19 protein-coding genes and 1 tRNA gene are annotated in these 20554 nt (G+C 68.1%); 6 read left to right on the top strand and 14 right to left on the bottom strand.

Features of this window, described 5'->3' with window-relative positions; genetic code table 11:
- The first annotated feature begins 93 nt into the window (after positions 1 to 93).
- The 3 genes from GGR89_RS15060 (at position 94) to GGR89_RS15050 (ending at position 3438) form a co-directional block, all read left to right on the top strand.
- A complete protein-coding gene (locus GGR89_RS15060) occupies positions 94 to 666 on the top strand; it encodes a GNAT family N-acetyltransferase (RefSeq protein WP_125976337.1) in 573 nt (190 codons plus the stop codon).
- A gap of 273 nt (positions 667 to 939) precedes the next feature.
- Positions 940 to 2442, top strand: a complete 1503-nt coding sequence (locus tag GGR89_RS15055; protein ID WP_125976335.1) for an OprO/OprP family phosphate-selective porin — start codon at positions 940 to 942, stop codon at positions 2440 to 2442.
- Between the two features lie 138 nt (positions 2443 to 2580).
- Entirely contained in the window at positions 2581 to 3438 is an 858-nt protein-coding gene (locus GGR89_RS15050) for a PhzF family phenazine biosynthesis protein (protein WP_125976333.1), read from the top strand.
- Here GGR89_RS15050 and GGR89_RS15045 read toward each other — a convergent pair.
- From GGR89_RS15045 to cpdR, 5 genes are all read right to left on the bottom strand, one after another.
- The gene (locus tag GGR89_RS15045) at positions 3422 to 4642 is read right to left on the bottom strand and encodes a dicarboxylate/amino acid:cation symporter (RefSeq protein ID WP_125976331.1); all 1221 of its coding nucleotides are present in this window, start codon (positions 4640 to 4642) and stop codon (positions 3422 to 3424) included. The two genes, GGR89_RS15050 and GGR89_RS15045, sit on opposite strands and share 17 nt — an antisense overlap.
- Positions 4643 to 4719: 77 nt before the next feature.
- The gene (locus GGR89_RS15040; RefSeq protein ID WP_125976329.1) at positions 4720 to 5634 is read right to left on the bottom strand and encodes a hypothetical protein; all 915 of its coding nucleotides are present in this window, start codon (positions 5632 to 5634) and stop codon (positions 4720 to 4722) included.
- Complete coding sequence (locus GGR89_RS15035; RefSeq protein WP_209092276.1) at positions 5631 to 6788, bottom strand: glycosyltransferase; 1158 nt, start codon at positions 6786 to 6788, stop codon at positions 5631 to 5633. The genes GGR89_RS15040 and GGR89_RS15035 overlap by 4 nt, the downstream gene beginning before the upstream one ends.
- Before the next feature lie 365 nt (positions 6789 to 7153).
- Positions 7154 to 7228, bottom strand: a tRNA-Val gene (locus GGR89_RS15030).
- Positions 7229 to 7284: 56 nt separating this feature from the next.
- Positions 7285 to 7659 carry a cell cycle two-component system response regulator CpdR gene (gene cpdR / locus GGR89_RS15025; RefSeq protein ID WP_066726103.1) on the bottom strand — a complete coding sequence of 125 codons (375 nt, stop codon included), beginning with the start codon at positions 7657 to 7659 and terminating at the stop codon, positions 7285 to 7287.
- 114 nt (positions 7660 to 7773) lie between these two features.
- On the opposite strand from cpdR, the gene GGR89_RS15020 reads away from it, so the two are divergent.
- On the top strand, positions 7774 to 8619 hold the full coding sequence (locus tag GGR89_RS15020; RefSeq protein ID WP_125976328.1) for an N-formylglutamate amidohydrolase: 846 nt from the start codon (positions 7774 to 7776) through the stop codon (positions 8617 to 8619).
- Between the two features lie 407 nt (positions 8620 to 9026).
- Here the strand turns inward: GGR89_RS15020 and GGR89_RS15015 are convergent, their stop codons facing one another.
- Together GGR89_RS15015 and GGR89_RS15010 are read right to left on the bottom strand one after the other, a co-directional pair.
- Complete coding sequence (locus GGR89_RS15015; RefSeq protein WP_125976326.1) at positions 9027 to 9800, bottom strand: SapC family protein; 774 nt, start codon at positions 9798 to 9800, stop codon at positions 9027 to 9029.
- A gap of 53 nt (positions 9801 to 9853) precedes the next feature.
- On the bottom strand, positions 9854 to 11302 hold the full coding sequence (locus tag GGR89_RS15010) for an FAD-binding oxidoreductase (protein WP_125976374.1): 1449 nt from the start codon (positions 11300 to 11302) through the stop codon (positions 9854 to 9856).
- A 54-nt stretch (positions 11303 to 11356) separates the two neighbouring features.
- On the opposite strand from GGR89_RS15010, the gene GGR89_RS15005 reads away from it, so the two are divergent.
- Positions 11357 to 11830, top strand: a complete 474-nt coding sequence (locus GGR89_RS15005) for a hypothetical protein (protein ID WP_245201699.1) — start codon at positions 11357 to 11359, stop codon at positions 11828 to 11830.
- Positions 11831 to 11912: 82 nt separating this feature from the next.
- The gene (locus GGR89_RS15000; protein WP_167712999.1) at positions 11913 to 13367 is read left to right on the top strand and encodes a DEAD/DEAH box helicase; all 1455 of its coding nucleotides are present in this window, start codon (positions 11913 to 11915) and stop codon (positions 13365 to 13367) included.
- Between the two features lie 329 nt (positions 13368 to 13696).
- Here GGR89_RS15000 and GGR89_RS14995 read toward each other — a convergent pair whose 3' ends face one another.
- The 7 genes from GGR89_RS14995 to GGR89_RS14965 all read right to left on the bottom strand — a co-directional run bounded on the left by GGR89_RS14995 (position 13697) and on the right by GGR89_RS14965 (position 20549).
- Positions 13697 to 14047, bottom strand: a complete 351-nt coding sequence (locus GGR89_RS14995; protein ID WP_125976322.1) for a GFA family protein — start codon at positions 14045 to 14047, stop codon at positions 13697 to 13699.
- A gap of 141 nt (positions 14048 to 14188) precedes the next feature.
- Positions 14189 to 14821, bottom strand: a complete 633-nt coding sequence (locus tag GGR89_RS14990; RefSeq protein ID WP_125976321.1) for a glutathione S-transferase family protein — start codon at positions 14819 to 14821, stop codon at positions 14189 to 14191.
- A gap of 89 nt (positions 14822 to 14910) precedes the next feature.
- On the bottom strand, positions 14911 to 15774 hold the full coding sequence (locus tag GGR89_RS14985) for a dienelactone hydrolase family protein (protein WP_125976319.1): 864 nt from the start codon (positions 15772 to 15774) through the stop codon (positions 14911 to 14913).
- 256 nt (positions 15775 to 16030) lie between these two features.
- Positions 16031 to 16681 carry a DUF1013 domain-containing protein gene (locus tag GGR89_RS14980; protein ID WP_125976370.1) on the bottom strand — a complete coding sequence of 217 codons (651 nt, stop codon included), beginning with the start codon at positions 16679 to 16681 and terminating at the stop codon, positions 16031 to 16033.
- A 119-nt stretch (positions 16682 to 16800) separates the two neighbouring features.
- The gene (locus GGR89_RS14975; protein WP_125976317.1) at positions 16801 to 17823 is read right to left on the bottom strand and encodes a glycosyltransferase family 4 protein; all 1023 of its coding nucleotides are present in this window, start codon (positions 17821 to 17823) and stop codon (positions 16801 to 16803) included.
- Positions 17824 to 17846: 23 nt separating this feature from the next.
- Positions 17847 to 18725 carry a UDP-2,3-diacylglucosamine diphosphatase gene (locus GGR89_RS14970; RefSeq protein WP_125976315.1) on the bottom strand — a complete coding sequence of 293 codons (879 nt, stop codon included), beginning with the start codon at positions 18723 to 18725 and terminating at the stop codon, positions 17847 to 17849.
- 132 nt (positions 18726 to 18857) lie between these two features.
- Entirely contained in the window at positions 18858 to 20549 is a 1692-nt protein-coding gene (locus GGR89_RS14965) for a flotillin family protein (protein WP_125976313.1), read from the bottom strand.
- Positions 20550 to 20554 lie beyond the last annotated feature (5 nt).

The following is a 20554-nucleotide window of genomic DNA, read 5'->3' as shown; positions in this document are numbered from 1 at the left end:
GCCGGGATAACGATGGTTTTCGATGCGCCGATATCCTTCGGGTTCAAATGCGATAGCCCTGCGGAACGGGGAGGAATGCGCCGGAACTCGCCGATGCCCGACTTCCCCGACCGCCTCGCCCAGCCAGACGACCTGGAGGCGCTGCGGGCGGTGATGGCCCGCGCGATCGCGCAGCTCCAACACGACTTCCTCACCCCCGAGCAGGTCGCCGCCAGCCACCAGGTGATGGGCCTCGACACCCAGCTGATCGCCGACCAGACCTATTTCCTTGTCGAGGACGGCGCGGGCACGATCGCCGGTTGCGGCGGCTGGTCGTTCCGCGCGACGCTCTATGGCGGCGACGCGAGCATCGTCGCCCGCGCGCCGCAAAGGCTCGATCCCGCCCACGACGCCGCCAAGATCCGGGCGATGTACACCAATCCCGATTTCACCCGCCGTGGCATCGGTCGCCGCATACTCGGCCTATGCGAGGAGGCCGCCCGCGCCGCCGGTTTCACGCGCGCCGAAATGATGGCGACCATGGCCGGCGTGCCGCTCTACGAAGCCTGCGGCTATGCCCGGGTGGAGCCGATCCTGTCCGCCGCGATCGACGGCGTGTGCGTGCCGCTGGTGCGAATGGAAAAGCCCCTGAGACGATCACATCGAGGCTCTCGGGAAAACACCTAGGCCAGGCGCAACATCTGAGTAATCAAATTGGATATAGCGCACTTGCAGATCATCAGGAACGACGAACAAGTGCAAACACAATAACAGAAAATACGTTCATTTTCACGCACCGATAACCGAAACACGGTCGGCTTATTCGCCTCACACGCCACTATTGCATTTCTACGTAAACCCGAATCTTTCATTTCATTGCCAGATCATCGCGATAGTCCCGTCCTATACTGGTACTCAGTTGCCCTTGGCGACACAGGACCAACAAACGGGGTTGTCACGATGAAGACGAAGTTCCTGGCGGGCGCGGCGCTTTCGGCGCTGCTCTTCGCCACGCCGGCGCTCGCCCAGAACACGCCGGGAGATCAGGCCGAGCTGATAAACCTGCTCAAGGCGCAGGCCGAAGAGATCGCCGCGCTGCGCGCCCGTCTCGACAAGATCGAAAGCGCCCGGCCCGTTACGCCCGCCGCCAGCGCCTCCGCTGCCGCGCCGACGCAGCAGCAGGCAGCGCCGAAACGGCGCGTCAGCGTCGCCAATGACGAGACGGTCGCCGATTCCTTCGCGCCGCAGCTCGCGGCTGCCGATCTCGCCGATCAGACCGTCGCCCAGGCGCGTGCGCTGGAGAACGTCTCGAACGTCAACACCGAATGGCGCGGGGGCCTGCCGATCTTCCGCTCCGCCGACGGCAAGTTCCTGTTCAAGATGCGCGGCCGTATCATCAACCATGCCAGCTCGACCTTCGGCTCGAACTACGACACCCGCAACATCACGACCACCGGCGCGCGCGCGCTGCGTATCGGTATCGAAGGCGCGGTCGGCCCGCACTTCTTCTACCAGTTCGAAAACGACTTCGCCGACAACACCTCGGACGTCGGCACGATGTTCGTCGGCTGGCGCAACGACATCGGCAAGGTTTCCTACGACGTCCGCTTCGGCAACATGTTCAACGATCGCGGGTTCGAAGGTTCGGGCGGGTCGGATGCGCCGCCCTTCCTGGAACGCAACGTCGTCGGCACCTCGATCATTCCGCAGCGCGGTTTCTATGGCATCGCGCTGATGTCGCGCCTGTTCTGGAATACCGGCCACGCCTCGATCACGCTCAGCGGCGACAGCGTCGATGCCACCCAGGCCACCAATGACAGCCGCACCGTGATGGCCCGCGCGCACTGGAATCCCTACAAGACCGGTCGCTCGCTCGTCCATGTCGGCCTGTGGGGCTTCGACGAGGCGCTGTCGTCGCGCGGACCCGGCACGCTGACCCGCAACACCGTGATCGGCGGCCGCTTCAACGGCAATCTGCGCGTGCAGACCGGCACGCTGGTCGGCGGCACCGGCACCACCGGCTATGGCGCCGAACTGGGCGGCTATGCCGGCCCGTTCTGGGTGATGGGCGAGGCCGGCAAGCGCGTCGCGCATCTCAACGCCGGCCGCCCGGACTTCGAGAGCAAGGCCTGGAGCCTGTCGACCGGCTTCTTCGTCACCGGCGACCTGCCGCCGTACAACCCGCGCCTCGGCACCTTCGCCCAGCCGCGCGTGCTGCGGCCGGTGTTCGACGGCGGCCCGGGCGCGATCGAGATCCTCGCCCGGTACGAGAATCTCGAATATTCGGGCATCCCGAACGCCACCAAGGGCGAGGCCGCGACGATCGGCACCAACTGGTATCTGGACAGCATCATCCGCGTTCAGCTGAACCTGATCCACTGGAAGACCAACAACCGCACCGGCTCATTCACCGGCAAGGACAGCGGCGAGACGATCAGCGCCGGCTTCGGCATCACCTTCTGATCCGATCGAACCAGGCTGCACGGCCGTCGCTCCCAGGGGAGCGGCGGCCGCAAGGCCGTTCGGCATCCGCTTGCCATGCGCGCGACAATCGGCAATCTCCCGCCGCGTGCCGCACGCGCGGCGGGGGAGATGCAGCAGATGACGACGCCCTTTTCGCTGGTCGACGTGTTCCATGACGGCCCGTTCACCGGCAATCCGCTGGCGGTGGTGCAGGGCGGCGGCGATCTCGACACCGAGACGATGCAGGCGATCACCCGCTGGTTCAACCTGAGCGAGACGGTGTTCCTGCTGCCCCCGAGCGTGCCGGGCGCCGACTATCACGCCCGCATCTTCACCCTCGATCGCGAACTGCCCTTTGCCGGCCATCCGACGCTGGGCGCCTGCCACGCCTGGCTGGCGGCGGGCGGCGCGGCGGCGGCAGCGGACCGGATCGTCCAGCAATGCGGCGCCGGGCTGATCCCGATCCGCCCCGAGGGCGACCGCCTCGCCTTCGCGGCGCCGCCGCTGCTGCGGAGCGGGCCCGTGGATGCGGAGACCCGCGCAACGCTCGCGGCGGCGCTGCGGATCGCTCCGGAAGCGATCGTCGATGCTGCCTGGGCGGACAACGGGCCCGGCTGGGTTGCGGTACTGCTCGACTCGGCGGAAGCCGTCCTCGCCGTAGAGCCGGTGCGGCACTCCGACGACCGGATCGAGATCGGCCTGATCGGCGCGCACCCGGCGGGGAGACCCGTGGATTGGGAAATCCGCACCATCTTCAGCGGCGCGTTCGGCACGGTGATCGAGGATCCGGTGACCGGCAGCTTCAACGCCTCGGCGGCGCAGTGGTTGTACGACAGCGGCCGCGTGACCGGCAGCTATGTCGCCGCACAAGGCACAAGGCTGGATCGGCGCGGGCGCATCTTCGTCGATTACGATGCAGACGGCGAGGCCTGGATCGGCGGTCGCAGCATGACGATCGCCGCAGGCACCCTGCCCGGTCTCAGCTCCCTCGCCTGACCAGCCGCGCGACCAGGGTCGTCGCGGTCACCTGGCCGGTGACGCTGGCGGTGGTGATGAACATGTCCGGGATCGCCGATACCGCGATGTAGAGCGGGATCATCGCCAGCGGCGCGCCGAGGATCTGCATGCCCGGCGCGTCGCAGGCATAGAGGATCGCCGCCCCCGGCAGCCCCGGCGTGGCGATGCCCGCGATCACCGCCGACAGCCCCGCCAGCACCCATTGCACCGGCGAGGCGTGTACGCCCGCCGCATGCGCCGCCAGGAATACCTCGATCACGGTGACCCCCGTCGTCGCCAATCGGAACGTGGAGATGGCAAGCGGCAGCGTGGTGCCCGCCACTTCCCGCGGCAATTGCAGCCCGTTGAGCGCCACGTCCATCGAGACCGGCGCGGTCGCCATCGACGAGCAGGTCCCCGCCGCGGTCGCCTGCGCGGGCACGATGCCGCGCGCGAACCGCCCGAGCGGCATCGCCCGTAGCCCGAAGACGAGCAGATAGCACATCCCGATCGCGAGCAGGCAGAACAGGATCTCCGCCGCCACGTCGCGCGCCAGCACGCCGGCGACGCTCGCCCCCGCCGCCTTGCCCGCCCCCATCGCCAGCACGAAGATGCCGATCGGCGCGGCGAGCAGGATCCAGTCGACGATCCGCGTCATCGCCTTGGCCAGTTCGTCGATCACCCCCGCCAGGCCGTTGCCCTCGGTGCGGGCGATCGCCACGCCCAGCAGCATCGCAAACACCACCAAGGGCAGCATCGCGCCGCTGGCCGCCGCCGCGATCGGGTTTTCGGGCAGGATGGCGAGGATCTGTTCGGAGGCGCTCGGCACGTGCGGCACCGCCGGCGGGCCCGCGGTGAGGAGCCCGGCGAGCGGGTCCGGCCCCAACGGGAACAGCCACAGCACGATCTCCAGCGCCCCCCAGGCAAGCAGCGCGGCAAGCACCAGCATCGGCAGGAATACCGCGAAGCTGGTCGCAAGCAGCCGCCCGCCCTGGCCGTGGCGCACCGCGTTGACCACGCCGCTCACCACCAGCGCGAACACCAGCGGCACCAGGGTCATGGTCAGCGCGCGGATCCAGAAGGCGCCGATCGGCGCGACCAGGTCGATCCACGGCACCAGGAACGCGCCCGCGGGCCAGCGCGCGGCAAAGCCGAGCAGCACCCCCGCCAGCAGCGCGCCGATCACCAGCGCCGTCTTCGCCATCACCCGTCCCTCATCCTTGATACCGGCGCGGCTGATGGCGGCTGCGGCACGCGGGCGCCAGCGTCTTTTTGCGCGACTCAGGCCAGGCGCGGCCGGGGACGCGCGACGAAGTCGGCGAGCGCCGAAACGCCGCCGACCACGACATGCGCCGCCAGCATCAGCGTGGCGACGAACAGCACCGCGCCCGCCAGCCCGGCAGCGTCGCCGAGCAGCGCAACGATCAGCGGTGCGAGCAGCGCCTCGCGGGCAGGCACGAAGGGCAGCCGCGACATCATCATCCGCAGCGTGCCGACCAGAAACAGCGCCGCCACCGACACCGAGGGCAGCAGCAGCTTCCACAGTAATGCGGTGAGCACCAGGCTGAGCAGGATCCGGGCGGTATGGATGCCGATCGTCACCGCCAGCTGCCGCGGCGGCAGCGCGAAGACGAAGCGGCGGAAGAAGAAGATCGCCAGCGACGAGAGCACGATCGTCGCGGTCGAGATCAGCAGCGTAGTGAACAGCGCGCCCTTGGCGAGCCCATGGACGATCGGCGCATTGAGCACCAGCATCGCCAAGGTGACGAGATTGCCCGCCAGCGCCGAGGTGACCGCCACGTCCCGCAGCGTCTCGAACGGCCGACCCTCGGGGCCCAGCGTCCGCCGCGCCCAGACATAGAGCTGCGCGTCGCCCGAATAGCCGAGCACGACTTCATTGGCCGCCTGCTTGCGCAGCAGCGCGGGAAAGGCAGCGGCGCCCAGCCCCCAGATCCGGCGCAGGATCAGCCAGTCCATGAACGGCGACAGCACATAGGTCGCGACGAAGCACAGCCAGAACAACGGATTGGTCGGCGTCTGGGTAAGTACGGAGAAATCGATCCCGTCGAGCTGCCAGAACACCGCGACTAGGATGGCCGCCGAGAAGGCGAGGCCGATGATCGCGAGCAGCCGTTCCCGGGTGGTCGTCGAAAGCGATGCATAGGCGGTGCGGACCGCCTGCACGGGAGACTTCATGCAGGAACCTCTTGCTCCACCGGCATCGGCCGGCGGGCGGCATGCGCTTCCGCTGCCGCGACGAACAGCGCAAGATAATCCTGCGCCGAACGTTCGATGGTGAAACGCCGCAGCGAGGCGAGCAGCGCCGGCCGATCCGGAGTCGCACAGGGTGCGGTACGGATCGCCTCGGCGAGCAGCGCTTCGTTCTGCGGCACGATCATGCCGAAACGGCCCTGGCTGAGCAGGCTGCGCAGGCCCGCCCCGCAATCGGTGGAAACGACGGCGAGGCCCGCGGCCAGCGCCTCGATCACCACCGCCGGCACGCCCTCGTAGCGCGAGGACATCAGCAGCACGTCATAGTCGTGCAGATGCGCGGGCGCATCGGCGACATGGCCGGCGAAGCGGACGCGATCGGCGATGCCCAGCGATGCGGCGAGCGCTTCCAGCATGGGCCGTTCGGCGCCGTCGCCGAAGATCGTCAGCGTCTCGCCCGGCTGCACCGCGCGGGCGAAGGCGCGCAGCATCAACGCGAAATGCTTCTGCGGCGCCAGCCGGCCGATCGCCACGAAGCGGCGCGGCCCGGCGGGGCGCTGGGCGCGCTCGGGCAGCAACTGCATCGCGCAGATCGCCGGATCGTGAACGACATGGCCGCGCTGCGCCATCACCGGCGGCAGTTCGGGGAGCATCGCCTCGTCCATCACCACCCAGCTGCGCGCGCACCGCGCCTGGATTCGCAGCCATGCGCGCCAGAAAAAGCGACCAAGCGGATTGAGGTCGCGCCGCGCGAGATCGTTGCTGACCTTGACGACGATTGGCGGGCAGCGCCGCCCGAGCAGCAGCGTCATCGCCACTGCGACGATCGTGTAGGTGGAACCGGCGACGAACAGCACGTCGGGCCGCAGCCGCCGAATCGCAGCGGGCAGCGTGAGGATCATCCACAGCGTTTCCCAGCCGCCCTGGTGCCTGCGCGGCTGGCGCGGCATTTCATAGGCGACATCGGCGAACTCGTCGCGCATCGCCCCGTCCTCGCGGCCGAGGAACAGCGGCGCGTCCACGCCCATCGCGCGCCAGTGCCGGACCAGCCGCAGCGCCACACGCTCCACGCCGCCCGGCGCGAAGCTGTGGAGGAAGGTGAGAACGCGGATTCGTCCGCTGCTATAATGTGGCGACAATCGCGGATCCCCTTGTCATCATTGCGATCGTCCCGCCAACTTGCCAGCTTTTGTTCGACCCGGACACTCCGGAGCACCCCGCATGCTCCGAAACGTTGGCCTCCGCCGGCGACACGTTGCGCAACAACAATCCACGCCCTTCGACGACGCGGACCTGCGGGATCCGCACCACAAGCGGAAAAAATTCTGCGGGCGCCACGGTCGGCATCGGGGCCGATACGCCGGAACACCCGCCACGCCAAGCTGCAAGCGCGGTCAGGATGCCAGCACACCAGCCGCGAATCGCCGGCTTGCGTCGAGACGCGAATCAAAACCGCCACAAAATCAAAAACCCCGCCAAGCCGGTGGCTTGGCGGGGTTTTTGATGGTGGGCGCGGCAAGGATTGAACTTGCGACCCCTGCGATGTCAACACAGTGCTCTACCACTGAGCTACGCGCCCGAAACTCGGGAAGCGCGCCTCTAGCGGGGGTCTGCCCCCCGCGCAAGCGCTAATTTTCAGTTCAGCCCCACATTTTCCGATTCGAACATCCGATCGACCTCCAGCACCAAGTCCCGCAGGTGGAACGGCTTGGACAGCACGCGCGCCTGCGGCACCTGCTTGCCGGCGCGCAGCGTCACCGCGGCGAAGCCGGTGATGAACATCACCCGCATCTCCGGCGCGATCTCGGCGGCACGCTGGGCGAGCTCGATCCCGTCCATTTCGGGCATCACGATGTCGGTGAGGAGCAGGTCGAATCGCTCGGTCTCGAGCAGCGGCACTGCCGCCGTGCCGCGATCGACAGCGCTGACCGCATAGCCCGAGCGCTCCAGCGCGCGGGTGAGGTATTCGCGCATCACGCGGTCGTCCTCGGCCAGCAGAATCCGGATCATCTTCACCCCATTAGGTACCAACCGCCCGCTCCTTATGCGGCAAGGCCTTAAGATTTTCCAGCCGCCGCCACCCTATCATTTGCCCGTACGCGCGCGCGCGCCTAGGCTACCCGGGTGACTAGCGCCGCCAGCTTCGATCGCTACGGGCCGGTACCGCCGGAAAGCCCCGTGCTGCTCTCCGCCCCCCATGGCGGGCGCGACTATCCGGAGTCGCTGCTTGCAGCCCTGCGCGTTTCCCCCGCCGTGCTGCGCGCGCTGGAGGACCGGCATGTCGATTCGCTGGCGCTGGGCGCACGGCGCGACGAGACCTTGTTCGTCGCCACCCGCGCCCGTGCCTGGATCGACCTCAACCGCGCCGAGCACGAACGCGACCCCCAGATCGACGAGGGCGCGCATCTGCTCGGGCGCCCCTTGTCGGCCAAGGTGCGCAGCGGGCTGGGGCTGGTGCCGCGGCGGGTGGGCACGCTCGGCCAGCTGTGGCGCGGGCGCTTCGCCGCCGAGGACGTGACCGCGCGCATCCATGCCGACCACCGCCCCTATCATCTCGCGCTCGCCGAGGCGCTGGCGGCGGCGCGGGCGCGCTTCGGCATCGCGCTGCTGCTCGACATCCACTCGATGCCGCCGCTGGGGTCGCCCGAAAGCGCGCCGCGGCTGGTGATCGGCGATCGCTTCGGCCGCGCCGCCGCCGCGCGCTTCGGGGCGCGGGTGGAGGCCGTCGCGCGGCAGCACGGCATCGCGGTCGCCGCCAACACGCCCTATGCCGGCGGCCATATCCTCGAGCGGCACGGCGACCCGCGCCGCGGCGTGCATGCGCTGCAGCTCGAAATCGATCGGTCGCTCTATCTGGATGCGCAGCTGGACCAACTCGGCCCCGGTGCCGAGACAGTGGCGGCGCTGCTGCGCGCGATCATCGACGCGCTCGCCGACGAGACCCTGCCCGGCGCGCTCGCCGCCGAGTAATCGCCACGTAAAAAAAACCACCCCGTGGTTACCCACGAGGTGGCCAAGGTTCAGGGAGGAGACACGCCCGAAGGCGCGTCGCACGGCATCGCGAAAGGGGGGACACGAGCCGTACCTATAAGATATAGAGAGCAGGCGACCGAGTTCAAGGCAACTCATCGCAGAAGTTCTTCGATTGAACGGCGGGGTGGTTTTTTGGGGGCCGCCAGGCGGCCGGAGATGCCGGATCATCGCAGCATCTAAGAGACCGTTTGGAAATTCGCGAAAGAGCAAATTTTCAAACAGGCTCTAAGCCCCTCCCCTCAAGGGGAGGGGTTGGGGTGGGCAGGGTCTCACCGAGACCGACTTCTGGTCTGAAATCCTTCCGCCCCAATCCCCTCCTCCAAGGAGGAGAGGATTAAGTAGTATCAGCCGACCAGCTGGACCTCGGGCTGCCAGCCTGCGCGCATCTGGCGGGCGAACAGCTCGCGCATCTGCGCCAGCGAGAAGAGGTGGGCGTAGATCAGCGGCAGCATGCCGTTCTGGACGATCTTGCGCAGCTGGTCGCCGCGCATCTCGTTCAGCTTGTTCTCGTCGACCATCATGAAGCCGCGGTAGATGAAGGGCTGCGCCGCGCCGTCCGGCTGGATCGAGACTTCGCCGTCGATCAGCAGGTTCATGTCCTTCAGCTCGCGCATGAACTGGCTGGTGCGGGCACCGGCGGTTTCGAACTGCTCGTTGAACTGCAGGATGTTCTTGGTGATCTCGCTCGGCTCGCCATTCTCGAACAGGGCCTCGCCCTCCTCGAACTTGCCGATCACGTCCGAGGTCGGATCGAAGCACAGCGACAGCTCGTCGCTCTCCGGGCGCAGGCGCGCGAGCAGGAACGGATAGCGGCGGATATAGGCCGGCACGTAGAAGTTCGGGTCGACCAGCTTGCCTTCGGCGTCGAAGAAGGTGTTCACGCCTTCGTTCAGGCCCATCAGCGCCAGCGGCACGGGATCCTCGCCCACCGAGAAGACGATCGGCATGAAGCGCTGCACCAGCGGGAATTCCTCGACGGTCACCGGCACCGCGTGCTGGTTGGCGAGGAAGGCAGCGCGGTCGGTCGAACGCGTGCGGAAATCGGCATGGACCTGGCTCGAAAGCGGTTCGAGCTGATTGTAGAACAAGGGAAGCGACTGCTGCGGCGCGCTGGCCATGAGGATCTCCTGAGAACTTTATTCGTCGAAAGGCGTTTCAACCGCGCCGGGGTCTATTTGCTCAATGTTTCAGGCGCAAGCGCGACCAGCTTTCCCGGATTGAGAATCAGCTTGGGATCGAGCGCGGTCTTGATAGCGCGCAGTGCCGCCATCCGCGCCGGCGTAGACAGGCGCGCGAGTTCGTCCCGCTTCATCTGCCCGATGCCGTGCTCGGCCGAAATCGACCCGCCGGCGGCGACCACCATGTCGTGCACCAGACGGGTGATGTGCGGCGCGTCCTCGGCATACCAGCGGTTGCGGTCCACCCCCTTGGGCGCGCGGACGTGGAAATGGACATTGCCGTCGCCGAGATGGCCATAGGCGATCGCATGCGTTCCGGGGAAGCGCGCCTCGGCCTCGGCGCCCCCTTCGACCATGAAGCGCGGCATGTCCTCCACCGGCACCGAGATGTCGTGCTGCACCGCTGGCCCGGCCGAGCGCTCGGCCTCGGAAATCGCGTGCCGAATACGCCAAAAGCTTTCGGCCTGCGCTTCGCTTGCCGCGATCACGGCGTCCTCGGCCAGCCCCGCCTCGAAGGCCTCGGCCAACATCCGCTCCAGCACCGTCGCCGGCGCCTCGGCAGCCGGATCGCTCGTCACCGCTTCGATCAACACATGCCAGCGATGCGTACCGGCGAGCGGCAGCCGCGTGCCCGGCACATGCGCGAGCACCAGCGCGACGGTGTCGTCGGGCATGATCTCGAAGCTCTCGACCATGTCGGTCGCGGCCTGCAGCCGGCGCAGCAGGCTGAGCGCCTTGGCCGGGCTCTCCAGCCCCACCCAGGCGACCGCCCGCGCCGCCGCCGCCGGCACCAGCCGCAGCGTCGCGGCGGTGACGATGCCCAGCGTACCCTCGGCGCCGACCAGCAACTGGTTGAGATCGTAGCCGCGATTGTCCTTCTTAAGCGCCGACAGCCCGTCATGCACCGACCCGTCGGGCAGCACCGCCTCGACGCCCGCGACCAGCGCGCGCATCGTGCCGAAGCGCAGCACCTGCACGCCGCCGGCATTGGTGGAGACGAGACCGCCGATCGTGGCACTCCCCCGCGCGCCGAGATCGAGCGGAAAGCGGCGCCCCGCCGCCTCGGCCGCCTCGCGAAAGGTGCCGAGGATCACGCCGGCCTCGGCCACGGCCAGATTGGCATCGGCATCCATGCGGCGAATGCGGTGCATCCGGCGCGTCGAGACCAGCAGCGCCGATCCGTCCGCTGGCGGGATCGCCCCGCCGACCATACCGGTATTGCCGCCCTGCGGCACCAGCGCGACGCCGAGATCATTGGCCAGCGCCACCAGCGCGCTCACCTCCTCGGTCGAGCCGGGCGAGAGAATCGCGGGCGCCGCGCCCTGGTAGCGCCGACGCCAGTCGATAAGCCAGGGCTCGATATCGTGCGGATCGGTGGTGACCGCCTTGGGGCCGAAGCGTTCGGCGGCAAAGGCGGTGATGCGCTGCTGCTCGGGAGTCATCATGATGGTTGCGCACTAGCATGGCGTGCGGCAGTTCATCCACCGTTCAAGCCGATGCATCTACCGTCCGATCCCACCATGTTGAAACTGCCGATCGCCGCTGCCGGCCTTGCGCTGCTGCTCGCCGCCCCTGCGGCGCGCCCGGCCATGGCCGTCGATGCCGCCATCGCGCCGTCCTTCCAGCAGCATGTCTCGATCCACGTGCCCCGCATGACGGTGACGACCACCACGATCGTCGTCCGCGAATCGCCGGCGGTGGTGGAGCGCCGCGCGAAGAGCTGCGTCGCAGTCGGCCGCATCCAGGGCTTCACCGTCAACGCCGCCGACAGCGTCGACCTGATCCTGGAGGACGGATCGCTGCTCCGCGCCAAGCTCGGCGCCGAATGCCCGGCGCTCGGCTTCTACTCGGGCGCCTATCTGAAGCCGACCAAGGACGCCAAGTTCTGCGCCGGGCGCGACGCGCTGCGTTCCAGATCGGGTAGGACCTGCCCCGTTCAGGCGTTCAAGAACCTCGTTCGCGCACGCTGAGCTTGACTTTTGCGGCTGAATCCGCAAGCGCCATGCCTTCTGTAAAGGTGCCTAGCAACGCGCCCTATTTCCGGACATTTGCATGAGCTTTGCCGATCTCGGCCTTTCTGACGACCTTCTCCGCGCGGTGACCGACGCCGGCTATACCGAGCCGACTCCGATCCAGCGCCAGGCGATCCCGTCGGTGCTGATGGGCAAGGACCTGATCGGCATCGCCCAGACGGGCACCGGCAAGACCGCCGCTTTCGTGCTGCCGATGATCGACGTGCTCGGCGAAGGACGCACCCGCGCGCTGATGCCGCGCTCGCTGATCCTCGAGCCGACGCGCGAACTGGCGGCGCAGGTCGCGGAGAATTTCGAAAAGTACGGCGTCAACCACAAGCTCTCGATGGCGCTGCTGATCGGCGGCGTGCAGATGGGCGATCAGGTCAAGGCGCTGGAAAAGGGCGTCGACGTGCTCATCGCCACGCCGGGCCGGCTGATGGACCTCTACGGCCGCGGCAAGATCCTGCTCACCGGCTGCAGCCTGCTGGTGATCGACGAGGCGGACCGGATGCTCGACATGGGGTTCATCCCCGATATCGAGGAAATCTGCACCAAGCTGCCCAAGGTGCGCCAGACGCTGCTGTTCTCGGCGACGATGCCGCCGCCGATCAAGAAACTGGCGGATCGCTTCCTCTCCGATCCCAAGACGATCGAAGTGGCGCGTCCCGCCAGCACCAACACCAACATCACCCAGCGCATCGTCCAGGTGTCGGCGACCGCGCATGTGAAGCGCGACGTGCTGCGCCGCCTGCTGCAGCAGGATGAAGTGTCCAACGCGATCATCTTCTGCAACCGCAAGACGACCGTGCGCGACCTGAACAAGAGCCTGAAGAAGCACGGCTTCCGCTCAGCCGAGATCCATGGCGACATGGACCAGTCGGCCCGCATCGCCGAGCTGGACCGGTTCAAGAACGGCGACGTCAACATCCTCGTCGCCTCGGACGTCGCGGCGCGCGGCATCGACGTGAAGGGCGTGAGCCACGTCTTCAACTTCGATGCGCCCTGGCACCCGGACGATTATGTCCACCGGATCGGCCGCACCGGCCGCGGCGGCGCCACCGGCACCGCCTACACGCTGGTGACCCCCGAGGATGCCGAGAACATCGCCGAGATCGAGAAGCTGACCGGCCACAAGATCGAGCGCGTACCGAGCCCGGTCGCGGTCGACGGCGCCGAGGACGCGCCGGCACCGAAGCGTACGCGCGGCGGCAAGCGCGACACCAAGAAGGCCGCGCCGCGCCGCGAGGAAGCCGCAGCAGAAGCCCCGGCCAAGCCCAGGTCGCGTCGCGCGGCCCCGGCGCGCGAGGAAGCGCCTGCGGCCCCCGCACCGCGCGAGGAAAGCCGCGCCCGCCCGCAGCGCGACGAGCGCCCGGTCCGTGAGGAGCGCCCGGTCCGGGACGACCGCCGCCGCCGCCGCGACCAGGACGACGGCCCGGACGAGGGCTGGAACGGCCCGATCCCGGACTTCCTCAACTACGTGATCGAGGGCTGAACCCGCACCGATAGCCGGATCGCGGCTTCGAGCAGCGCCGTCCCCGGCACCGACCAACCCATGTGGAAGGGCGTGCCGGGGCTGCAACGCCGGGACGAAGAGCGAGCGACATGGTCCGCGCCTTGCTCGGTGCCGCACACCGGAGCTGGGTGCACCCGGAACTCACCCAATTGGCGCCGGCACGCCCCCCGCTTCATCGTAACCGCGCGGCCGACATCGCAGCAGCAGCGCGACGCCCCGACGCTGGCGGCACCCAGGCGCGCGGCACTCGCGCCGAAGGCTTCCGCACCCGCCCAAAACGCGCGCCATCGCCGCCACCGCGGCAGCGCTCAGAAGCTGGCGCCGTCTACCTTCTGGATGGCAAGGTCGTCCGGATCGATCGTAGGTACGCAGCGCAGATTGATCGCCGCCATCGCGGCGCCCCCCGGCCCCTTGCCCATGCCGAAGGGTTGGCACCCACAGACCGAACAGAAGCGATGGGCGATATTGTGCTGGTTGAAGCGATAGTCGGTGAGCGCCGCTTCGCCCTGCACGATCGACAGCGCATCGCCTGGCACGAACGACAGCAGGAAGCCCTTGCGTCGGCAATGCGAGCAATTGCAACTCATCGCTTCCTTCGGCGCCTCCGCCGCGATCTCGAAGACGACTGCACCACAGTGGCAACTACCCCCAAAGGCCATATCCATCTCCCGTACCCGGCTGCGAAGCCGTGATCCCCGCCCGTGGATCGCGCAATGCGCCGGGCTTCGTCCCGGGCGGCAAGGACGGATCTGCAGCCCCGCCCTGCGCCCGGCCAGCGCGCAACCCCGCCGCTATGCCGATCAGGCCGGCTCGGCCGCCTTCTGCGCCTCCGCGTCCGCGTCGTCGAGCGCCCAGGCGCGCTTGTACGCCTCGCGGCTCTGCACGCGTTCGAGATAGGCCAGGAACGAGTCGCGCTTGGGCAGCATGCCGAACAGCGTCGTCCAGCCGATCTGCGAGCCGAGATACACGTCCGCCGCGGTGAAGCGGTCGCCGGTCACATAGGCGCGCGACGAGAGCAATCCGTCGAGCACGTCGACCACCAGATCATAGTTGCCATAGCCGAACATGCGCGACTGCTCGCCCGACTCGAACTTGGCGAAATTGTTGGTCGTCGCCTGTTCCACCGGGCCTGCCGCATAGAACAGCCAGCGATAATAGTCGGCGCGCTCTTGCGGCAGCGGCGCGAGGCCCGCATCGGGAAAGGCTTCCGCCAGATAGGCGCAGATCGCCGCGCATTCGGTGACGACCTTGCCGCCATGGACGATCGCCGGCACCTTCCCCATCGGGTTGATCGCCAGATAGGTGTCGCCCTTCATCGTCGAGGCATAGTCGAGCACCTCGACCCGGTAGGTCGCGCCGACTTCCTCGAGCATCCAGCGCGCGATCCGGCCCCGCGACTGCGGGTTGGTATAGAGAATCAGTTCATCTGCCATGGCCGTCCACCCCTGTTGTTCCCGACTCGCCTCGCCGGGAACAAGAAGGGAACACGAAACGACCGGCCGGTCAACCGATCAGAAGCCGATCAGAGGCTGGCGAAGATCGCGAGCAGACGGTCCCAGGCACGGTCGGCCTGGGCGGCGTTGTAGACGCGGCTGTCCGGCGGGCACCAGCCATGCATCGTGCCGGCATAGACCTCGATCTCGGCCGGCACCTTGGCGGCGGCGAAGGCGGTACGCAGCGCTTCCTTGTCCCCCGGCGCACGCGCGTCATCATTCTCGGCGATGGCGAACAGGTAGCGGCCCTGCAGCTGCGGCACCAGCTTGTGCGGGCTGTCGGCCGCCTCGGTCACCAGCGGCGTGCCGTGGAAGCTGCCCCCGGCCTTCACCCGGCCCGGCAGCGCGGCGGCGGTGCGCACGACGAACGGGCCGCCCATGCAATAGCCGGTGCTGCCCATGCCACGCTTGCCGTCCACCTCGGGCTGGCCATCGAGGAAGGCAGCGAAGGTCTTCGCGTCGGCGGTGATCGCGGCGGGAGTGAGCGGTTCGCGCCACGGCATGATCATTGCCCGCACCTCGGGCTGGTCAAACGACTGGCCGGGCTTGAGGAAGGGCGCCTTGGTCGAGCGGTAGAACTGGTTGACCGTCAGCACCGCATAGCCCGATTGCGCCAGCCGATCGGCCATCTGCCGGAAGGCGGGGCGCAGGCCCATGATGTCGGGCCAGACCAGCACGGCGGGGTGCTTGCCGCTGGTCGGCGCGACAAAATAGGCGTCGGCGGTGCCGCCCGCCGTCTTGATCGTGACGTCGCGGCCCTGCACGGTCGCGGCGTTGGCGGGGCTGGGCAGAATCGCCAGCATGCCGGTCGCGGCGGCGGCGGCGGTGAAGCCGCGGCGGGTGAGGCCGCCCAGGGCGCGGTCGTTGTCGGCTGCGGTATGTTCGTCACACATGGCGATCCTCCTCCGTTCGGGCGTTCTCCGACACCACTCACCCTCCCCACCACCTTCGGCGGCGGGCCCCCTCCCTCTCCCGCAGGCGGGAAAAGGAAGGAGGCGCGGAGCGCCGGAAGGGTGAAGGTGGCACAGGTCCACCACCCAAACGCTTGATACCGCACCCGATCGCCCCCGCAAAGCTGCCCCTGGATGCAGAACGGGCCCCGGCGCTGGATGCGCCGAGGCCCGCTCGTTTACGCCCGGGAAGGCGAAATCAGTGCTTGAACAGGCTTTCCGCGGTGTGCTCGATCGGGCCCTGCTCGTCCTCCTGGACGTGGCTCGCGGCATAGCGCTCGGCGCGGAGCTGCTCGATCAGCGCCTCGCGGTCGCCTTCGAGGCGGGTGTCGGTCGGCGCCTCGATGCCGGCGGCCTTGGCGGCCTTGGCCACCAGCGCGTCGAGCTCGCGCTGCGAGCACAGGCCCAGCGTCACCGGATCCTTCGGCACGATGTTGCCGATGTTCCAGTGGGTGCGGTCGCGAATCGCGGCGATGGTGGTGCGGGTGGTGCCGATCAGCTTGCCGATCGCGCCGTCCGAAACCTCGGGATGATGGCGCAGGATCCAGGCGATGCCGTCCGGCTTGTCCTGCCGCTTCGAGACCGGCGTGTAGCGCGGGCCCTTGGTGCGGCGGACCTGCTCGGGGCCCTTCTGCATCTTGAGCACGTAATTGGGGTTCGCCTGCCCCTTCTCGATCTCGTCCATCGTCAGTTCGTGCGCCCGCACCGGATCGCGACCGGTGAGCTTGGTCGCGGCGGTATCGTCGGCGATCGCCTGCACTTCGAGGATGTGGAGACCGCAGAACTCGGCGATCTGCTCGAACGACAGCGACGTGTTGTCGACCAGCCAGGAAGCGGTCGCGTGCGGCATCAGCGGCTGGGCCACGGTGGATCTCCGGAACTTGAAACAATAAGGGCCGCCCATCACGGGCGGCCACACATGGTCTTGATGTAGGGGAGCTTGCCCGTGGGAGCAAGCGTTTCCGCGATTCAGGCGGCCGCCTTCTCGCAACCGATCGGCACCAGCGCGGTGAGGAACTGCCGGGCACTCGCCTCCCAGGTGAAGCTGCGACCATAGGCGGCGCAGGCGGCGCGGTCGAGCGTGAGCGCCTTGTCGATCGCCGCGCCCAGGTCCTCGTCCATCGCGCCGGTCTCCGGCGTCAGCACGTCGACCGGCCCGGTGACCGGATAGGCGGCGACCGGGGTGCCGCAGGCCAGCGCCTCGATCATCACCAGCCCGAAGGTATCGGTGCGGCTGGGGAAGACGAACACGTCCGCCGCGGCATAGGCGCTCGCCAGATCGGTGCCGAACTGCGCGCCGAGGAACACCGCGTCGGGATATTTGGCCTCCAGCATCGCCCGCGCCGGGCCGTCGCCCACCACCACCTTGGTGCCGGGCCGATCGACGCTGAGGAACGCCTCGAGATTCTTCTCAACCGCGACCCGGCCGACATAGAGCAGCACCGGCCCGGGCAGGTCCGCCATGCGCGGGTGCGGCGGCAGGTCCGGATGGAAATTGGCGAGGTCGACGCCCCGCCCCCAATGCCGCACCTGGGGCAGGCCGTGATCGACCAGCGACTGGCGGATCGACGCGGTGGAGGCGAGGATCGTCGCGCTCGGCGTGTGGAACCAGCGGATATAGCGCCAGATCCACTCGGCCGGCACGCCCGAGCGCGCCGAGACATAGTCGGGGAACTGGGTGTGATAGGCGGTGGTGAACGGCCGCTTCTGGCGCAGGCACCAGCGGCGTGCAGCGACGCACAGCGGCCCCTCGGTCGCGAGGTGAATCGCGTTGGGGGCGAATTCCTCGAGCATCGCGCCCACCGCCGCCACGCTGGTGATCGCCAGCCGGATCTCCGGATAGGTCGGGCAGGGCAGCGAGTAGAATTTGTCCGGCGAGACCACCAGCACCTGGTGCCCCTGGCTCTCCAGCACCCGCCGCACCGATTGGAGCGTGCGGACGACCCCGTTCACCTGGGGCTCCCAGGCGTCGGTCACGATTGCGATACGCACGGCGTCAGTCTCCCCTGCCGCCGTCACGCCGCCGCCAGTCTGGCCTCGGACTCCGGCTGCGACTCGCGCGCTGCCATCTCGTCGGCCCAGTGGAGAATTTCCATGGACCCGTCGTACTGCTCCACCAGCGCCGTGCAACCCTCTACCCAATCGCCGTCGTTATAATATTCGATCCCGTCGATCGGCCGGATCTCGGCCTTGTGGATGTGCCCGGCGATCACGCCGTCGACACCCCGCGCGCCGGCTTCGCGCGCGACGATTTCCTCGAACTTGGAGATGAAGGACACCGCGTTCTTCACCTTCTGCTTGGCGTATTTGGACAGCGACCAATAGGGCAGCCCCATCCAGCGGCGCACCGCGTTCAACCAGCGGTTGAGCGTCATCATCATCTCGTAGGCTGCGTCGCCCAGATGGGCGAGCCAGCGGTGCGACATGGTGATCGCGTCGAACTCGTCGCCGTGCAGCACCAGCAGGCGACGCCCGTCGGCGGTGGTGTGGATCGCCTGGCGCTTGATCTTCACGCCGCCGAAGTCGAGCCCGGTGAACTGGCGGAACATCTCGTCATGATTGCCGGGAATATAGACGATCTCGGTGCCGCGCTTCGCCCGCTTGAGCACGCGCCAGACGATGTCGTTGTGCGTCGCCGGCCAGTACAGCCGCTTCTTCATCGCCCAGCCGTCGATGATGTCGCCCACCAGATACATGATGTCGCTGTCGACATGATCGAGAAAGTCGATCAGCATTTCTGCATTGCAGCCGCGCGTACCGAGATGGACGTCGGAGATCCAGATCGCCCGATACTTGCGTCGCTTGTCGATCGGTCGTTCCGGAATCGTGGGAGTCGTCGCATGGAAGTCCGCGAGACCCGCGACGTCAAACGAAAGCCTGGTGATCGTGGCCATGCCCAAGTTCCCGTGCAGCTGCCTGTACCGGGACTCGCCTATGGCGCGGCATTGTTACAAATCGAATCCCTGGGATTTCACCGGACTGTCATAGTCGACCGGCGACGGCAGCCGCCGCCGGCCCGTTCAATGTCATTCCGCCGCTGCGGGCCGCGCCGGCTGCTCGGCCGCGCCCGCTGCGGCGCCCGACACCAGTGCGTCGAGCGTCCCGCCCTCGAAGCCGAGTTCGCGCATCAGCCCATCGATCACCGGCGCCTGCGCGCGGTAGCGCAGCGCCGCCGAAACCGCGGCGTTGGCGAGATTGCGATCCCCGCCGCCGTCGTTAGCGACGCCCCCCGCGGCCCCGGCCCCGCCGCCCGAAAGCCCGTCGACCTGGACGATCCGGATCGAATCGATCGCCTCCATCGGCTTGGCCGCCTCGCGCACCAGTTCCGGCAGCACCTTGAGCAATGCGAGCTTGGTCTGCAGCGAAACCTGGTCGGACGAGAGCAGGTTCGCCGCTTCGTTGACAGCGCGCTGCCCGGCCGCCTCCACCTCGAACCGCACGCGATCGGCGTCGGCGCGCAACTTGGCCGCTTCCGCCTCGCCTTCGGCCGCGAGCCGAGCGGCTTCGGCGCGATCGGCCGCGGCAGCCTTCTCGGCCTCGGCCTGGGTCTTGATGGCAATGGCGGCGCGTTCCGCCTCGCGCGCCGCGTCGATCAGCTCGATCCGCTTCTGGCGCTCGGCGACCTCGGCATCGCGGGCGGTGCGCACCGCTTCCTCGGCCACGACGGCCTGGGCACGCGCCTGATCGGCGACCGCCTTGGCCTGGCTCTCTTCGCGGCTCTTGTTCTGCACCGCGATCTGCTGCTCCTGCCGGGCGAGCTCGAGCGCCTGGGCCTGCGCGATCTTCGCTTCCTGGATCGCGCGATCGGCCTCGATCTGCTGCGCGTCGATCTGGCGCTTGGCCTCGATCCGCGCCTGCTCGGCCTCGCGCTGCCGCGCCGCCTGCTCGCGCGCGACCTCGGAGGCCTGTTCGGCGCGGCGCACTTCCAGCTCCCGCTCCTGCTCCAGCCGGGCGAACTCGGTGTCGCGTCCGATCAGGAAGGACTGGCGCTGCGCCTCGAGATTCTTGGTCTCGATCTGCACCCGCGTATCCTGCTCGATGTCGTTGCGCGCCTTCTTGCGCAGCTCGATCTGCTCGGTAAGCTTGGTAAGGCCCTCGGCATCGAAAGCGTTGTTGGCGTTGAAATGCTCGATCGAGGTCTGGTCGAGACCGGTCAGCGAGACGCTCTCCAGCTCCAGCCCGTTCATCGCCAGATCGGCGGAGCTGACCTGCTGCACCTTCTGCACGAAATCGCTGCGCTGCTCATGCAGCTGCGCCATCGTCATGCCCGCGGCGACCGAGCGGAGCGCATCGACGAACTTGCCCTCGACCAACTCCTTCAGCGCCTCCGGGTTCATCGTCCGCAGGCCCAGCGTCTGCGCGGCGATCGCGATCGACTGCGCGTCGGGCTTTACCCGCACGTAGAATTCGGCCTTCACATCGATCCGCAGGCGATCCAGCGTAATCAGCGCATCCGAATTCTTGCGCTCGACGGCGAGGCGGACGGTGTTGAGATTGACCGGCATGGTCTCGTGGAACACCGGCAGCACCAGCGCGCCGCCGTTGATTACCACCTTCTCGCCGCCCGCGCCGGTGCGCACGAAGCCGACCTCCTTGGAAGCGCGCTTGTAGAGCTTCGCGAAGGTGATGCCGATCACCAGCAGTGCGACCAGCACGATGCCGGCATAGACGAGATAGGGCAGCACCGAGGTAGCGCCCTGGGGAACGATGGCTTGCATGGGTT

It is taken from the genome of Sphingomonas trueperi (genome assembly GCF_011927635.1).
GTDB lineage: Bacteria > Pseudomonadota > Alphaproteobacteria > Sphingomonadales > Sphingomonadaceae > Sphingomonas > Sphingomonas trueperi.
This window is presented reverse-complemented; position numbering and strand designations above follow the sequence as displayed.

Coding starts and splice junctions, on each gene's coding strand:
- GGR89_RS15060 (WP_125976337.1), top strand. CDS start 94: ATGCCCGACTTCCCCGACCGCCTCGCCCAGCCAGACGACCTGGAGGCG.
- GGR89_RS15055 (WP_125976335.1), top strand. CDS start 940: ATGAAGACGAAGTTCCTGGCGGGCGCGGCGCTTTCGGCGCTGCTCTTC.
- GGR89_RS15050 (WP_125976333.1), top strand. CDS start 2,581: ATGACGACGCCCTTTTCGCTGGTCGACGTGTTCCATGACGGCCCGTTC.
- GGR89_RS15045 (WP_125976331.1), bottom strand. CDS start 4,642: ATGGCGAAGACGGCGCTGGTGATCGGCGCGCTGCTGGCGGGGGTGCTG.
- GGR89_RS15040 (WP_125976329.1), bottom strand. CDS start 5,634: ATGAAGTCTCCCGTGCAGGCGGTCCGCACCGCCTATGCATCGCTTTCG.
- cpdR (WP_066726103.1), bottom strand. CDS start 7,659: ATGATCCGGATTCTGCTGGCCGAGGACGACCGCGTGATGCGCGAATAC.
- GGR89_RS15015 (WP_125976326.1), bottom strand. CDS start 9,800: ATGGCCAGCGCGCCGCAGCAGTCGCTTCCCTTGTTCTACAATCAGCTC.
- GGR89_RS15010 (WP_125976374.1), bottom strand. CDS start 11,302: ATGACTCCCGAGCAGCAGCGCATCACCGCCTTTGCCGCCGAACGCTTC.
- GGR89_RS15005 (WP_245201699.1), top strand. CDS start 11,357: ATGCATCTACCGTCCGATCCCACCATGTTGAAACTGCCGATCGCCGCT.
- GGR89_RS15000 (WP_167712999.1), top strand. CDS start 11,913: ATGAGCTTTGCCGATCTCGGCCTTTCTGACGACCTTCTCCGCGCGGTG.
- GGR89_RS14995 (WP_125976322.1), bottom strand. CDS start 14,047: ATGGCCTTTGGGGGTAGTTGCCACTGTGGTGCAGTCGTCTTCGAGATC.
- GGR89_RS14990 (WP_125976321.1), bottom strand. CDS start 14,821: ATGGCAGATGAACTGATTCTCTATACCAACCCGCAGTCGCGGGGCCGG.
- GGR89_RS14985 (WP_125976319.1), bottom strand. CDS start 15,774: ATGTGTGACGAACATACCGCAGCCGACAACGACCGCGCCCTGGGCGGC.
- GGR89_RS14980 (WP_125976370.1), bottom strand. CDS start 16,681: ATGCCGCACGCGACCGCTTCCTGGCTGGTCGACAACACGTCGCTGTCG.
- GGR89_RS14970 (WP_125976315.1), bottom strand. CDS start 18,725: ATGGCCACGATCACCAGGCTTTCGTTTGACGTCGCGGGTCTCGCGGAC.
- GGR89_RS14965 (WP_125976313.1), bottom strand. CDS start 20,549: ATGCAAGCCATCGTTCCCCAGGGCGCTACCTCGGTGCTGCCCTATCTC.